The following is a 13757-nucleotide window of genomic DNA, read 5'->3' on the forward strand; positions in this document are numbered from 1 at the left end:
GTCAGACCCCTGTCATAACGTCACTCGCAACTGCCGTCACACTCCGGGCAGGGGGTCCGGAGGGGGGAACCGCGGCAGCGACGGGAGAAGCACATCGTGAGAGGAACGATCAAGCGAGCTGCTGGGGCTTCTATGGCCGCACTGGCGCTTACTGCATCCTGTATCGGCATCGCACACGCTGCACCGGCACAGAACCAGCTGACCGTCTCCGTCAGCCAGGTGTCCGCAACACCCGTACCTCTGAACACCCACGTGGCAGGCGCGCCGGCAGGGTTCTGCAAGATCCCGAACCCGATGACCAACGAGTTCTACCGCACCACCTACTGCCTGACCGAGAACCTGCGGGTCAACGTCCTACAGAACCGCACACCCGTCGGCAGCGCGACGTTCACCGTGTACCACGAGACGCACCTCAACCTGAAGGGCGCCAAGTGGACGGAGAAGGTGACCGTCGGCCCCGCCACCCTCATCGGGAACGCCTCCGGTATCGAGACCACCTACCGCGCCTTCTGCGGCGCCTCGTGCATCGTGTCGGAATCCGGCGGCATCGCCAGGCCGTTCGTGCTGGGCGCAAGCTCCCACACCGGCAGCCTGAACTACACAGTGGCCGTCAGCAAGGGCAACGAGCGCACCAACCACTCGGCCTACCAGATGACGTTCAACAAGCCCGGCTACACCCCGGGAGCGGTCTCGTACAACTCCGCCAGCTGGCGCTGCGACGACGAGGACGGCACCTACGGCGCCGGATGCGTCTACCCCAGCCGCATCATGGTCGACTCCGACACCGGCCTGTCCAAGATGGCCGCGCTGCCTGGCATCGGCGACAACATCCGCACCGTGCAGCGTGCCAGCCTGCACATCGGGAAGCCAGGCTCGTCCATACCGCTGACCCGCGCCACCGAAGCCCAGAAGAACACCAACCGTGGGCAGGTCTGCGGCCCCAAGGTGAAGCCGAAGCCCGGTGACATCTGGTGGACGGTCGACCCCAAGAACCCCAACACCAAGCCGTCCTGCGACGAGTACCCGTTCGCTGACAGCACGCAAGGCGGCACCAAGTACGCGGAACCGAACCGCGCCATCAAGTGGGTACCCCTGGGCGAGAACAACAGCCAGGGCGGAATCCTGCGGAACTTCTTCGGCCAGTACCACATCCTGCCCGGCGACAACTTCTACATCAACGTAGGCGCCTAAGGTAGGGCCACGCGCCCACCCGGCCCCCTGCCGCGCCCGGCAGGGGGCCGACCCCGTGTAGATCAAGGGATACTCAATGACTCTGCTGCCCGTGGATAAGTACACCGGCATGGCGAAGCTCCAAGAGGCGTTCTACGTCCTGTCAATCGGTGAACCAGAGGGCGTCGCCATCCCAGAAGGGCCCGGCTGGGTCACCGTCACACCCGGCGGCGGCAGCGTCACGGTCATGGCTGCCACCGAGTGGGACACCATCAAGATCACGCTCGCTGTGTATGACCAAGAACCTGAGCCCCTGCCCGGCGAATGGACCCACACCGAAGAATTCACCTGCACCGCCGACGACCGCCCCGCCGACTACACCAGCGGCACCTCCACCTCCAGCATGTTCCAACCCCCCTTGCCGCCCGAGCACTTCTTCGCCCGCGAAGGAGAACCCCCCTACCACTGGAACATCCGACTCCACGTCGCCGCCTACGAAACCGAGGAACACATCCTCCAGTTCTGGCCTCGGCCCTGACCAAGGCGAAGGCGGACCCACCAAACGACACAGGACGTCCCCACCGCGTTGCGCCAGCGGGCGCGCGCTGTAAAAGGGCATCGCGCGCCCGGCATCACGAGATGCGAAGGGTCAGGACAACACCGCGGCCACGATGGCCAGCGCCACCACGGCCACCTGTGCTGCCACTCTCACTGGAGCGCGCGTCCACAGATCGACGCGTTGCAACAGCAACGTAACCCCTCCTATGGCGAGGATGGGGAACAGGAGCCAGTTCACGCGGACCGAGTGCCGGAGCAGCAAGGTGATGGCGACATAGAGCGCGCCATAGGCCACAGCCAAGCTGGCCGCAGCGCTCTCCGGCTTCAAGGCCCGCTTCGAAACGGCACTCATCGTTACCCTCCTCCTTGCCTCGTCAGAAGCAGTTGCTCTGGATAGCGCCAATTCCCAAGATGTCCAAAGCCGCATTACCAGCGGCCCGCTTGAACGCGTTCACGTCACCAGCCATAACCAGCAGCTTGGCGGCTTCGGCCACGCCGCCGAGCTCCTTGATGGCCTTGTAAGCCTTGGACGTTGGGATAAAGGCCGCGCCTACAGCGGCGACGCACTTGGTGTACTTCCAGGTGGTACCCCAGAAGCTGTAGAACTGCGGCCCTTCGCTGCCGCCGGTGATCGCGGCCTTGGCGGTGGCCTGAGCCGCCTCATCACCCGGATACATGGCCCCAAGGACCTGGTCCAGAGTCCGGTGCGTCGGGAGCGCGGCAAGCCGGTCGTCGAGACCGTCCTCAACGATCGGCGGGACGCCGTTCTCGCGCATAGTGGAGGCGAGTTGAACGGCAGCCTGGTTCTGCTCGGCCCGCTGAAGGCCATTGGCCTCTGCGGCGGAAGCCAGAGGACCAGTTGCTACGAGGACCATGGCGGCGCCCATGGCGACTGTGGCGACACGGATAGTCGTGCGCTTCACGTAGGATCTCCAATTACCCGTATGGGTGGCGCGGTCGGAGTTTCTTGGCGGGAGCGACCGGCCGCGTCCACATCGCTCCCGTTCGGGGCGACCTGCCGACTTTAACTCTCCTTGATCAAACCTTGAAGTGCAGCGCTTGAAATGAGCCAAATACCCGACATGTCGTTACGGCGTCGTTGTAACCGGCCAGTTGGCCGAGTTACCTCTATTCCAGCCGTAGATCGTTATGTGCCCTGGTTTTGGGGCTGCCTGCCGCTGGCGGAAACTCAGGTGGCCTCAGCGCACGGTCTGGGTAGAGTCGGGCGGTGCCCGAGCTGAAGCGGCTGCATGCCGGCCACGCCCCGGCGGTCCTGGCCTTCGAGCTGGCGAACCGCACCTACTTCGCTGCCTCGATCTCCGACCGTGGCGATGACTTCTTCGACCAGTTCACCGACCGGTACAACGCCTCGCTGGCCGAGCAGGAGGCCGGCATCTGCGCCTTCTACGTGCTTGTCGCTGAGGACGGCTTGGTACTCGGCAGGTTCAACCTGTACGACTTGGAGGACGGCACTGCCAGACTCGGCTATCGGGTCGCGGAGCAGGTCGCCGGCCGCGGTGTGGCGACCGCGACCGTCCGGGAGCTGTGCCGGATGGCGACGGCGATGCATGGCCTGCGCACACTGCGGGCGGCCACCTCCCACGACAACGCCGCGTCCCAGAGGGTGCTGACCAAGGCCGGGTTCGTCCCGGTCGGCCCGGCCGACCTCGGCGGTAAGCCAGGCACCTGGTATCAGCGTGACCTAGAAGTCCAGCCGTAGAGCGCGATCTTGCTGGTGGACTGGCTGCGGGAAGGCTGCGGCCACCGCTGATCATCGGTGTGTGAAGACTAACGATCTTGCGGTGGCCGCAGGTCACAGCGTAGACCCTGCACGCTGGCAGGAGGCGTTCGAGGGCCTGATGGGCCGGATAGCGGGCCGATTCGCGCGGGTGGAGCCCCGGCGCCGGGTACGGGACTTGATGCTGGGGCTGCTGTCGGACCTGCCACGCAAAAACTGCTGGTCGATCGCCGAGTGGGCTGGGGAGGCGAGTCCGGACGGCATGCAGTACCTGCTCGGCCGGGCCCGATGGGATGCCGACCGCGTGCGCGATGACGTGCGTGAGTATGTGCTGGAGTATCTGGGCGACGAAGATGCGGTGCTGGTGGTCGATGAGACCGGGGACGTGAAGAAGGGCACCCACACCGTCGGTGTCCAGCGCCAGTAATCCGGCACTGCCGGGAGGATCGAAAACGCGCAGGTCGCCGTCTACCTCGTCTACGCAGGCCGCCGCGGGCACGCGGCGGTGGACCGGGAGCTGTACATTCCGCGCTCGTGGACGTGTGACCCGGACCGCTGCTGGGCCGCGGGCCTGGCCGAGGACACCGTCTTCGCTGCCAAACCGGAGTTGGCCGCCCGCATGTTCGGCCGGTTCCTGGACGCCGGGCACCGCGTGGGTTGGGTCGCGGGTGACGAGGTCTACGGCGGCAACCCGAAGCTGCGGTCCGCGCTGGAAGAGCGCCAGGTCGGCTACGTGCTCGCCGCCGCCTGCTCGGCCAAAGTGACCACTGGCGCCAGGAAGTTCCGCGCGCACGCCCTGGCCGCGAGGGTGCCGAAGCGAGCCTGGCAGAAGCTGTCGGCCGGGGCCGGCGCCAAGGGCCACCGCTTCTACGACTGGGCCGTCATCGACCTGGCCGAACCCCGGCCCGGCTGTCACCGGCTGCTGATCCGCCGCAACCGCACCACCGGTGAACTCGCCTACTACCGCTGCTGGTCGCCCGCCCCGGTGCCCCTGACCACCCTGGTCCGCGTCGCCGGGTCGAGATGGCGGGTGGAGGGACCTTCCAGGCCGGAAAGGGCCTGGCCGGACTCGACGAGCACCAAGTCCGCCGCTACACCTCCTGGTCCCGCTGGGTCACCCTGGCCATGCTCGCTCACGCCTTCCTCGCCGTCGAACACGCCCGGCACCCCGCCCCGGACGAGCTGATACCGCTCACCTGATCCATGGCCTGGCGGGCCTGTTGGAGTCCCTCGCCGGGGTACCGGGACCGACGCAGGGCAACAGATTGCTCGTACGCACTCATGGCTCTCTTGAACGCCTCGGCCCTGGCGTCTTGAAAGAGAGATCTGGTGCGAATACGCGCCCTTGATTGATGCGTGACCGGTTCACCCGAGCGTGGAGCGGTGGCTCGATGGGTCTCCGGGGAGAGGTGGTCAGGCCGCAAGTGCACTGTACGCCGCACGGCGGACTGATGCACTGCGACCAGGTCGGATATACAACGCGACCGCCGAACGTGCCAACTTATCCCGGGAAACGTCACTTCAAACTGCTGTTCGCATTCCACACCCTATTGGGGGACTGTTCGAGGTCAGGGTCGCGACTAGCCTGTTCTCATCTTGAACTCGCTCCGCCTTGCATATGAGAAGCATGGAGAGGGCTCTATGGGAACTCCGTGCGGTCGGGCCAGCGTGTTCTTCAGCGGTGAGGGAAAGGGGTTCTGCTGTGCGCGTGGAAAATGGGATCTCTGCAGGCGAGATCGAAGGTGTGGTGTGGATCAAGAGCAGTGCAAGCCAGGGCGTGGGGAACTGCGTTGAAGCCGGAGCTCTGCCCGGCTGGGGTGTTGCGGTGCGCAACTCTCGCTTTCCCGAGGGGCCCGCGCTGGTGTTCACGCAGGCGGAGATGAGGGCGTTCCTGTCGGGCGCCAAGGCTGGGGAGTTTGACCACCTAGCTGGCTAAGGTCTGACCCTGCCTAGATGACAGGTGGTTTGGCGGACGTGCGGTCTCCCCGCTGGGATACTGGTGTCAGTGGACCAGCTTCGAGGAGTGCCGCATGTCCGCCGATCGCTGTGCACGGGCCGCGCAGCCCGTCCCTATGCCGGGGGCCGACGTGTGCCGTGACGCGGCGACTCGTGCCCTGGGTAACTTCTTAAGGGACCTGCGCAATAGCAGGGGGCTGTCCATGGCGGAGGCGAAGGGTGCGATCCGCGGTTCGGTCTCCAAGATCAGCAGGTTGGAGCGTGGGGAGAGCCCGCCTAAAGAACAGGATGTGTGGGACCTGGCCCGCCTCTACCGGGCTTCTGAGTCCGAGATGGAGGACATCCACTCACTGTTGCGAAGTGTCCGGCAAAGTTCGAGGCGTAATCAGTTCTCTGATGTCACACCTCAGTTTCTGCGACGCTTGATCGAACTGGAGAAGTCCGCGGAGCACATCCGAACATACGAGAACCATGTGGTGCCGGGTCTGCTGCAGACTGCGGAGTATGCGCGTGCCGTGATCGAGGCCGCTATACCCGGTGCCGACAACATCACCATTGGCCAGCACCTGCATACCCGCAAGGACCGGTGGGAGTTGCTGTTCAGCGCTCAGGACACCGAGGTCACAGCCGCTCTCGACGAAGGAGTGCTGCGCAGGATGGTCGGCGGGCCTAAGGTCATGGTCAGTCAACTGCAGCATCTGCTGATGGCTGCCGGCGAGGACATGCCGAAGGTCAACATCCGGATCATCCCGTTCGACGAGGGCCTCAGCACCGCGCCCAGCTTCCCGATCACGCACCTGACCTTCAAGAACGGCGGCCCTCCGGAGATGGTGTATGTAGAGCAGTTGGACTCCGCGCACTACATCACGGAGCCGGCAAAACTCGACCAGTACCGGAACATTCTGGACAACACGCTGGATGCTGCGCTGAGCCGCCGCAAGAGCGTGGCGTTCTTGGAGAAGATGATCAGCTTGGTCAAACAGCGGTTGTGAGGGCCTCGCCTGTACAGCTCGCGGGAGCTGGAAGTCGAGCTCGGTCTCCCGCGAGCTGGCAGCGTCGCCTCACGGGCTAAGAAGCTCGCCCACCCCGCCCCACTCCACCCAGTCATCCTCCTTTTGCCGAGGGACCAGGTCGGTATCCGGGCGCCAGTCTGTCACGTCGCACAGGCCAGGATCGATGATCTTGAGGCCGAGCGCATCGAAGTAGGCACGCACCTCCCTCGTTTCGCGTACGCGTCCCCACGTGCCGTGGGTGGCACGGTCCATCAAAGCGGTGACACGGTCGCGCACATCGGCGCGGTCACTGACGAGTTGGCAGATCACGAAGAGACTCCCCGGAGCCAGGCGGTCTTTGACCGCGGAGAGCATGGGGACGACCTCTTCGTCTTTGAGGCAATGTGCGACGGACACGAACAGGGCTGCGGTGGGCTCGTCTTTGTGGATCAGATCTACGACGGCTGGGTGCTGGAAGATCTTCTTGGTGTCTCGCATGTCCGCTTTGAGTATGGCGACGCGGTCGTTTTGGTCGAGTCGGCTGCGTCCGTGGGCCAGCACAATCGGATCGTTGTCGATGTACACAACCCTTGCTTGAGGGTCGACCTGCTGGGCTACCTGATGCACGTTGTCTTGGGTCGGTAGGCCCGAGCCGTGGTCGAGGAACTGACGGATCTTGTACTGCTGGGCGAGGACGCGGACGACTCGGCGCAAGAATGCTCGGTTGTTGAGGGCGAGCGCCTTCGAACTGGGTGCGATCTCCAGCAGTTCCTGGCACGCTTCTCGGTCGCTGGGGTAGTTGTCCACTCCACCTAGCAGCCAGTCGTACATGCGTGCCACGCTGGGTGTTTTGGTGTCGATGGCGTCAGAAATGGGCTCCTCCTCACGGGTCGTCGGCCCCCCCCGCGTGAGTCCCGATGGGAACCGCGTCGGATGAAACCCCCATGGTAGGAGAGGGATTGATGCCCCCACAGGCTTCCTTCAAGCCTCGTTCGGAGTGATCAGGAGCACGGCGTGCGAAATGCGCCGCCGCAGGTACAAAACCCGCTGCCCCCGACGCACCCCCCACGCGTTAACGTCCGGCTTTAGTACGTAGGGGGACGCGCAGGTGGTCTAAGGGGCTGGGATTCCGGCTGGGTGGGGGAGGAGCCTGTTCTGACGATGACGCCACCGTCGTGGACTGCCTGAAGGCTTGGCCACTGCCGGTTGGACACCGAGCTCAAAAGGCGTGTCCCAGTGGACGTGACACCTCTGGCGCTGCTGGTGGTGGGCTATTGAGCGATCGTCGTCGGCACGGGGCTGCCAACGGATGTTGTCGGAAGGGGGAGCCCCTCGTGGCACAGCGCTTGTACCAGCCGGTTGCCGTCGGCCAATTTTCTGCAGGCGCCGGTGAACAGTGCACCAACGTTCCCCAGGCTTAAACCCATCAAGGCCGCGGCCTCCGACATGGGCAAGCCGATGCGTGCGTGCAGCACGACGGTGTCGGCCATGGCAGGGGGCAGGACGCAGTGCGCGCACGCCTGAGGGCACGCGGGGCAACGAGTGAACCGGGAGACGTGTTGTCGAAGTACGCACCAGGCCGAGGCAGCGGCACACGGGCTGCTGAGCGTCTTCCGCCACCGACGCGCGATGTCGCTGAAGGCGAGGCATACGACGTCGGAAGCCACGAGATCGGTAGGGATGCGGGCTTGAGTGTAGCGGCTGTACAAGTCATGGCGGTGTTCGTAGAACGCTCGGAAGTCAACCCGCTGAGCGGCGCTGGCTGGTCGACTAGGTATCGGCGCTATCACAGCAGACCTTCCTTCTAGCCGACGATCTCGCGAGGGACTCCGTCCCCCTCCCGCTGGCTGGTGGAAGGAAGCAGGATGATGCCGCCGCGGGGGAAGTGATCAGAACTGGCTTGAAAGGCGGACCGGACGTCATCCCAAAGTCCTTGCAGCAGCGCGGGATCCGCACGCAAAGCGGTCGTCAAGACAACGATGGTTGACCAGGGCGGAACGAGCTCCCCGGCAAAGATGCCCTGGATGGTGTCCGCAGGCAGACCAGCATGGGTACCCAACTCAGCCAGCGTCGGCCGACCCGCAGCCAGTCGCAGCCCTCGCAGCGCCGCGGCCAGTCGCCCCGCTGCCTCGTCGACGGATGACGGTGGCAGGCTCACCGCTTGCAGTGACGCCTGCCACAAAAGGCGAAACTCCTGCGGACAACCCCCAAGTTGCTTCACCGCATCGTGCAGGGCACTCCAGACAACGTGGTGTTCTCCCTGCTGAGCCCACGCAGCTGCATCATGTGCGGGGCTGGTACCCACTGCGCGGGCAGATGCCGTCTCACGCGCGGGCGCCTGCCGTAACTGAGACAAGGCCCCTCGCAGCAAACCTGACGCTGACTCGAACCTGGCCGTGCTCGGCACACGGCCACATGACCCTACTGGTGGCACACCACCCACCGGTCCTGCGCGCTGCACCAGATCCTGCACTCGCTGCGAGTTCCACCGCCTGCGAACGGACCGCTCACTCAGACCGGCTGCCGCGGCCACGGTCCCCCAATCCTGCCCGAGGCTCAGATGCTCGTTGACCATAACGCCCGCGATACATTCCGATAACCGCTCCAGACGAACAACCTGCTCCAACGCTCCCTCCAGCGGGCCGGTAAGCACCTGACCTAATCGGTCGGCGACCCGGTAGACCTCGCCCAACAGCACAGTGGCGGAAACCAGTTGCTCGCCCTTCAATGACGATCGACGCCGAGCCCGCTGACGCTGCGCGGCCCGTCGGCATGCAACGTCGCAATAGGTGCGCCGACGTCCCGGCCCTGTGCGCTGGGTGAATCCGCGCCCGCACCACGCACACCGTGTGAACAACGATGATTCCAATGCAGGCCCCTCGTGACTATGTGCTTGTCTCGACCCCAAGCCAGACGTCCTCGGCCCGTGCCGTTCCATGTCTGGCCAAGTGCGGGTGGCGAGCACGAAGGCTCGCCACCCGCCAGGGGCTACCGAACGCTGACCAGCACGAGGTAGTTCGGGGAATCCCCAACTCCCGTCAGGTCGGTCACGGCACGCAGGCCAGCAGCGACGATCTCACTGTCACCGCTCACGAGGATCGCCGCCACGAGGACGACCAACACGACCCGGACAACGACCCCGAAGGGCGCCAGAATCACTGTTTGCAGCCCGTCCCTGCGCGGGATACTGATGCAGGGCGCCGCGCACCCGTGCAGGAAGCCGCGGCGTAACTGATGGAACATGGAAACCTCCTTGTTCTATTTTCAAGCGGCCTCGGATGCGGACCCTACCCGCGCCGAGGCCGCTGCTTGTTTGTCGAGCATCGGACGGCTGCCGAATCTAGCCGACTCCCACAGCGCTTCGCAGGGCCCTCTCATAAACGCGGCGCAGCAACCTCTTCGTGCAACAGCAGGCGAGAGTAAAACGCCGTCCCTGTCGATTCACCGACCATCGCGTGAGATGCGGCATTCGTCACCCAAGAAGTGATCATTATTGATCGAACTTCGCTCACTCAAGAACAGAATGCGCGTGAACATGAAACGCCTCATCGTGGGGTGCACTTCGCCCCCTGAGAGGAAAATCGGATAAAGGGGTTCCTCTAACCACTCTTTCGGGTGAGTGGAGTGGGGCTGTCGCGGCGGAGGCAAGCCCTTCCCTGCACGTGCATATGCAACAACGACCAGGCTGACGCGGGTACTTGAGAGGCTCGCTCCCTGGCGGAGAGGCGGGCGGAAGACGCCGCGATGATTCCCAGCCGCAGGAGAATTTTTGACGACTGCCAAGGCGTCATCAGCGAGTCGAAATCGAACGTGCCGGACTGCTCGCCTTGACGCCCGCCGATCGATCTGGCTGCGCTCGATCACCCTCCCCTTGGCAGGCGAGTCGAGCGGCTCGCCACGGTTTCGCTGCCCGCCGTCTCCCGCGATCAGCGAGCACACCAGTCCCCGTGGCCGTTCCGTCAACTCGGCTCGTTCATCGCCTACAAGGCGAAGCGAGGTGGGGACCATTCATCGAGGTGGACACGGTCTACTCCTCGCATCGCTGCCTGCCAAGCTTGGGCCTTCACGCGACCCGTCAGCGCACCGGCGGCGAGTTGATGGCGCGGGGGGCGGCGGGCGGGCGGCCGATGCCGAGGGCATTGGTCCGGCGGCTCGGAGCGGGGGCGGGTGCTTGCCGTTGGGACTGGCCGTGGGCCATCTCGAAGAAGAGGTAGGGAGGACCAGGCAACGGGCTCGCGCGGCACTGCCGATGCCAGATTGGGCGTCGCGGACGGAACTGCGGAACACCAGTTTCGTGGCCCGAAGCCGTGGACGCTCAGCAGGGCGCGATCGCTTGGATGCTGGTGTCAACGATGGTGGCCGTGACGGCACTGGGGTGGTCATGGTGCTTGTCCAGGCGGATGTAGGTGTTCGTGACGGGGTGGGGTATGCGTTCTCGATTCGCCGCTCCGGTCGGCGTGCTGCCGACCGGAGCGGGAGGGGGTCATCGGTGGGATCGGGCTGCGGGCGCGGTAGTTCGCGGTGGCGGCCCGGCGCGGCTGGTCGCCGGGGTACGTGCTGTTCGCGTCGCTGTCGATTGGGTGGTGGTGGGTTGCCAGCGCGTGCGCAGGGCGGTGAGGTCGGCTAGGGCGCGGCGGCTGCCGGTGATGAGCTGATGGGGGGTGTTGGTCGGGTCCTCGGTGTACGTGGTGATTCGGGTGGCGATGGTGTGGGCGCGGGTGAGCAGGGCGCGCTGCAGGACCTTCTCGCCCCAGTGCTCGGGTGAGCCGACGGGCGTGGAGATGAGGGCCATCAGGTCGTTGGGGGTGATGGCGTCGGCGAGGAGGCCGCGGTGCTGGGCCTCCCACAGCACGTTGATCGGATCGACGGGATCGCCGCGGTGGACCAGCGAGGTCAGGCACTGCCACAGGGCTGCGTGCAGGGGCAGCGTGAAGTCCTCGGGCAGCAGCCACCGCATGTCCTTGAGGTCTGCGGGGTGTGCCGTCGCGGTCGCGAGCAGCAGCCGTTCCTCTTCCAGGGCCTCCTCGCCGCTGTCCCTGGGGGGCGTCTCGGGCAGCACGGTGCGGGGCAGCGAGCTGGGGTGCGGGGCGAACTGCCCAGACAGTTCCTCCAGGAACCGTCCGAGCGTGTCGGCCTGGGTGAGGGTGGCGGCGGCAGGGTTCGGCAGGGTGGGATCGGTCGCGGTCTGGGCCAGGCGTTCGGCGTGCATGCGCAGCATCCGGCGGGCGTGGTCGGCGCGGATCATCCGCGCGTACGTCGCCGCGTGCTTGGGCCACGGGCAGACCTGGGTGAGGGTGTGGAGGTAGGAGGCGGTCAGTCCGGGGGCTTCGGGGCGTGCGGCATCCAGGACGGTGATGAGCCAGGCCGGGTTGGTGCGGTGGGTCTCGGGGTCGGGTGGCGGCACGGTGCGCATGGCCGCGAACAGGGCGCCGTGTGTGTGGTTGCTGAAGTGGCCCGCCTCCAGGGCGGTGAGGGCGGCGAGTTGGTGGGGGTCTAGGAGGAGCGCGCCGAGCAGGGACTGCTCGGCGTAGTGCACGGGCGGGGGCGTCGGCAGGTCGTCGAGGTCGTCGTCCTCGTACGGGTGGATCGGGTGGGGCATCAGGCGGCCAGGGTGAAGTCGTCGGGGGTGAGGGTCTTGCCGAGGTGCGGGGCCAGCAGGTGCGCGGCGAGCCGAGGCGGCACGGCGTTGCCGACCTGGCTGAAGACCCGGCTCTTGTTGCCTTGCCAGGGGTAGTCGGCGGGAAAGGTCTGCAGGAGGCCGGCTTCCTGGGCGGTGATCCGGATGGACTCTGGCGCCGGACGATCCTCGTCCAGGCCGCCGGGAGCGGGTTCGGCGACCCAGACGCATTCGTTGGCGCGATGGCCGAAGAACAGTGTGCCGGCCGGTTCGTTGATGGGGCGCACCGTCGCGTTCGCCTGGTTGTTGCTGCGCAGGGACCACGACCAGCGGTGCGCCTTCGCGGTGAACGTCGGGGTCGGTACGTCGGCTGGCCGGTTCTCCCGCGTTGCGTGGCGCTCCGCCCAACCCGCCTCTTCCCGACGGGACTTCACCATCACGGATGTGGCCTGCGACTTCCACGTGCCGCGGTCACGGGCGGCGATGAGGGTCTTACGCGAACCCGAGGGGAAGGGCTCGGGCCCGCCGCCAGGACCGCCGCCGGCGCACACAGTCGGCACGGGACGGTCGGTGGCACCCCAGCCGAGAGCTTGGGCCATGGACACCCACTGCGCGCGGCCCGGCCCGAACAGGCTCTCCGGCTCGGCGAGTTTGGCGTGCGTGGGGGGCGGGGGCTCAGCGGTGCGGGTGCGTGAAGCGAGCAGGATCGCCCGCCGTCTAGTCTGGGGCACGCCGTAGTCAGCGGCGTTCACGATTCCGGTCCACACCGAGAAACCCCAGGTGCGCAGGATCGCCGCGTACTGGCGCCACAGTGGCAGGACGTCGGGAACCTCTTCCATCGCCACCCATTCCGGCTGGCCGCACTCGTTGAGGGCCTGCAGGGAGCGCATCGGCTCGGCGGCGAGCAGGGAACGCTCGTCCCGGCAGAAGGTCAGCAGCTGTCCGCGGGTGTCGCGGCCGGCGGCGAGGTCGGCGACGGCCTGGTGGACCAGGGGCTGGTCAACGATCCCGAGGCGCTTGCCGGCCATCGACCACGCCTGGCAGGGCGGGGAAGCGATCAGGCCCGTGGTCTTGCCGAGGAACGGACGGACGGGATACAGAGCCACATCGGTCCGGATCGTCAACTGCCCTGCCGCTGCCCGGGTTTTGCAGGCCCACTCGTCCCATTCCAACCCGACGTCCCGTATGCCGAGAACCGTCAGGGCATGGCTCCAGCCGCCCGGTCCCGCGAACAGGTCCAGGATCAAGAGGCCAACCCGAAGTCGTCCTGCGTCAGTTCTCGGACTTCGCCGCGGCAGGCCCACGGGGAACAGCCGTCGACGACGCCCTGCTCCAGGTCGTCCAAGTCCGGTGGAGCGGGCTCGATCTGCTGTTGCAGGGCAGCCCATTCGGCGGCGGTGACGTGGTCGATCGGCGCTTCGCCGAGGGGAACGCGCGAGCGGTGGAGAAACGCTTCACCCAGCAGTCGGTTCCCACTCGCGTTGGCTCGCGCGTTGCCTTTGCGGATGGCCGCGTCGAACGCGACCACGTCCTGCCACTCGGATGGTGAGGTGTCCCGGATGTGCCGCCACTGGGCGTTTCCGTGGTATGGGCAAGTTATTGAGAATTGAGACAGGGTCGTGATCCTTCGTTCGGTGGGGTGAGGTCGGTGTGAGGGGCGCTGGCTGTGTGACGGTCGGTCATTCCGGGCGGGTGTCAGTGGTGCCTGCGATCGTGTGCGGCGTGG

The 13757-nt window shown here is 66.1% G+C and carries 13 protein-coding genes and 2 pseudogenes; 6 read left to right on the forward strand and 9 right to left on the reverse strand.

Features of this window, described 5'->3' with window-relative positions; all coding sequences use genetic code 11:
- The first annotated feature begins 294 nt into the window (after positions 1 to 294).
- On the forward strand, positions 295 to 1191 hold the full coding sequence (locus P3G67_RS24700) for a NucA/NucB deoxyribonuclease domain-containing protein (RefSeq protein WP_276095442.1): 897 nt from the start codon (positions 295 to 297) through the stop codon (positions 1189 to 1191).
- A 76-nt stretch (positions 1192 to 1267) separates the two neighbouring features.
- Positions 1268 to 1708 carry a hypothetical protein gene (locus tag P3G67_RS24705; RefSeq protein ID WP_276095443.1) on the forward strand — a complete coding sequence of 147 codons (441 nt, stop codon included), beginning with the start codon at positions 1268 to 1270 and terminating at the stop codon, positions 1706 to 1708.
- Between the two features lie 111 nt (positions 1709 to 1819).
- Here the strand turns inward: P3G67_RS24705 and P3G67_RS24710 are convergent, their stop codons facing one another.
- Together P3G67_RS24710 and P3G67_RS24715 are read right to left on the reverse strand one after the other, a co-directional pair.
- Complete coding sequence (locus tag P3G67_RS24710; protein ID WP_276095444.1) at positions 1820 to 2080, reverse strand: hypothetical protein; 261 nt, start codon at positions 2078 to 2080, stop codon at positions 1820 to 1822.
- 22 nt (positions 2081 to 2102) lie between these two features.
- A complete protein-coding gene (locus P3G67_RS24715; protein ID WP_276095445.1) occupies positions 2103 to 2651 on the reverse strand; it encodes a hypothetical protein in 549 nt (182 codons plus the stop codon).
- Positions 2652 to 2956: 305 nt separating this feature from the next.
- On the opposite strand from P3G67_RS24715, the gene P3G67_RS24720 reads away from it, so the two are divergent.
- The 4 genes and pseudogenes from P3G67_RS24720 to P3G67_RS24735 all read left to right on the forward strand — a co-directional run bounded on the left by P3G67_RS24720 (position 2957) and on the right by P3G67_RS24735 (position 6414).
- Complete coding sequence (locus tag P3G67_RS24720; RefSeq protein WP_276095446.1) at positions 2957 to 3448, forward strand: GNAT family N-acetyltransferase; 492 nt, start codon at positions 2957 to 2959, stop codon at positions 3446 to 3448.
- A gap of 139 nt (positions 3449 to 3587) precedes the next feature.
- Positions 3588 to 4666, forward strand: a pseudogene (locus tag P3G67_RS24725) (IS701 family transposase).
- A 502-nt stretch (positions 4667 to 5168) separates the two neighbouring features.
- Positions 5169 to 5402: a DUF397 domain-containing protein gene (locus P3G67_RS24730; RefSeq protein ID WP_276095447.1), complete on the forward strand. Its 234-nt coding sequence runs from the start codon at positions 5169 to 5171 to the stop codon at positions 5400 to 5402.
- A gap of 94 nt (positions 5403 to 5496) precedes the next feature.
- Positions 5497 to 6414: a helix-turn-helix domain-containing protein gene (locus tag P3G67_RS24735; RefSeq protein ID WP_276095448.1), complete on the forward strand. Its 918-nt coding sequence runs from the start codon at positions 5497 to 5499 to the stop codon at positions 6412 to 6414.
- 69 nt (positions 6415 to 6483) lie between these two features.
- Here the strand turns inward: P3G67_RS24735 and P3G67_RS24740 are convergent, their stop codons facing one another.
- From P3G67_RS24740 to P3G67_RS24770, 7 genes and pseudogenes are all read right to left on the reverse strand, one after another.
- Positions 6484 to 7287, reverse strand: coding sequence for an SAM-dependent methyltransferase (locus P3G67_RS24740; protein WP_276095517.1), 804 nt, complete (start codon positions 7285 to 7287; stop codon positions 6484 to 6486).
- Between the two features lie 398 nt (positions 7288 to 7685).
- Positions 7686 to 7904 carry a hypothetical protein gene (locus P3G67_RS24745; RefSeq protein ID WP_276095449.1) on the reverse strand — a complete coding sequence of 73 codons (219 nt, stop codon included), beginning with the start codon at positions 7902 to 7904 and terminating at the stop codon, positions 7686 to 7688.
- Positions 7905 to 8218: 314 nt separating this feature from the next.
- The gene (locus tag P3G67_RS24750) at positions 8219 to 8572 is read right to left on the reverse strand and encodes a helix-turn-helix domain-containing protein (RefSeq protein WP_276095450.1); all 354 of its coding nucleotides are present in this window, start codon (positions 8570 to 8572) and stop codon (positions 8219 to 8221) included.
- 830 nt (positions 8573 to 9402) lie between these two features.
- Positions 9403 to 9657, reverse strand: a complete 255-nt coding sequence (locus P3G67_RS24755) for a hypothetical protein (RefSeq protein ID WP_276095451.1) — start codon at positions 9655 to 9657, stop codon at positions 9403 to 9405.
- A 1240-nt stretch (positions 9658 to 10897) separates the two neighbouring features.
- Complete coding sequence (locus tag P3G67_RS24760) at positions 10898 to 12013, reverse strand: DnaB-like helicase N-terminal domain-containing protein (protein WP_276095452.1); 1116 nt, start codon at positions 12011 to 12013, stop codon at positions 10898 to 10900.
- A complete protein-coding gene (locus P3G67_RS24765) occupies positions 12013 to 13278 on the reverse strand; it encodes a DNA cytosine methyltransferase (protein WP_276095453.1) in 1266 nt (421 codons plus the stop codon). Before P3G67_RS24765 ends, P3G67_RS24760 begins: the two co-directional genes overlap by 1 nt.
- A pseudogene (locus P3G67_RS24770) lies at positions 13275 to 13625 on the reverse strand (hypothetical protein); the annotation flags it as partial. The pseudogene P3G67_RS24770 and the gene P3G67_RS24765, both read right to left, overlap by 4 nt.
- Between the last annotated feature and the right edge of the window lie 132 nt (positions 13626 to 13757).

This window comes from Streptomyces silvisoli (genome assembly GCF_029269905.1).
GTDB classification, from domain to species: Bacteria; Actinomycetota; Actinomycetes; order Streptomycetales; family Streptomycetaceae; genus Streptantibioticus_A; species Streptantibioticus_A silvisoli_A.

Excerpts from the sequence above, each read along its gene's own strand:
- P3G67_RS24705 (WP_276095443.1), top strand. The coding sequence starts at position 1,268 with ATGACTCTGCTGCCCGTGGATAAGTACACCGGCATGGCGAAGCTCCAA.
- P3G67_RS24745 (WP_276095449.1), bottom strand. The coding sequence starts at position 7,904 with ATGGCCGACACCGTCGTGCTGCACGCACGCATCGGCTTGCCCATGTCG.
- P3G67_RS24735 (WP_276095448.1), top strand. The coding sequence starts at position 5,497 with ATGTCCGCCGATCGCTGTGCACGGGCCGCGCAGCCCGTCCCTATGCCG.
- P3G67_RS24710 (WP_276095444.1), bottom strand. The coding sequence starts at position 2,080 with ATGAGTGCCGTTTCGAAGCGGGCCTTGAAGCCGGAGAGCGCTGCGGCC.
- P3G67_RS24755 (WP_276095451.1), bottom strand. The coding sequence starts at position 9,657 with ATGTTCCATCAGTTACGCCGCGGCTTCCTGCACGGGTGCGCGGCGCCC.
- P3G67_RS24760 (WP_276095452.1), bottom strand. The coding sequence starts at position 12,013 with ATGCCCCACCCGATCCACCCGTACGAGGACGACGACCTCGACGACCTG.
- P3G67_RS24700 (WP_276095442.1), top strand. The coding sequence starts at position 295 with ATGACCAACGAGTTCTACCGCACCACCTACTGCCTGACCGAGAACCTG.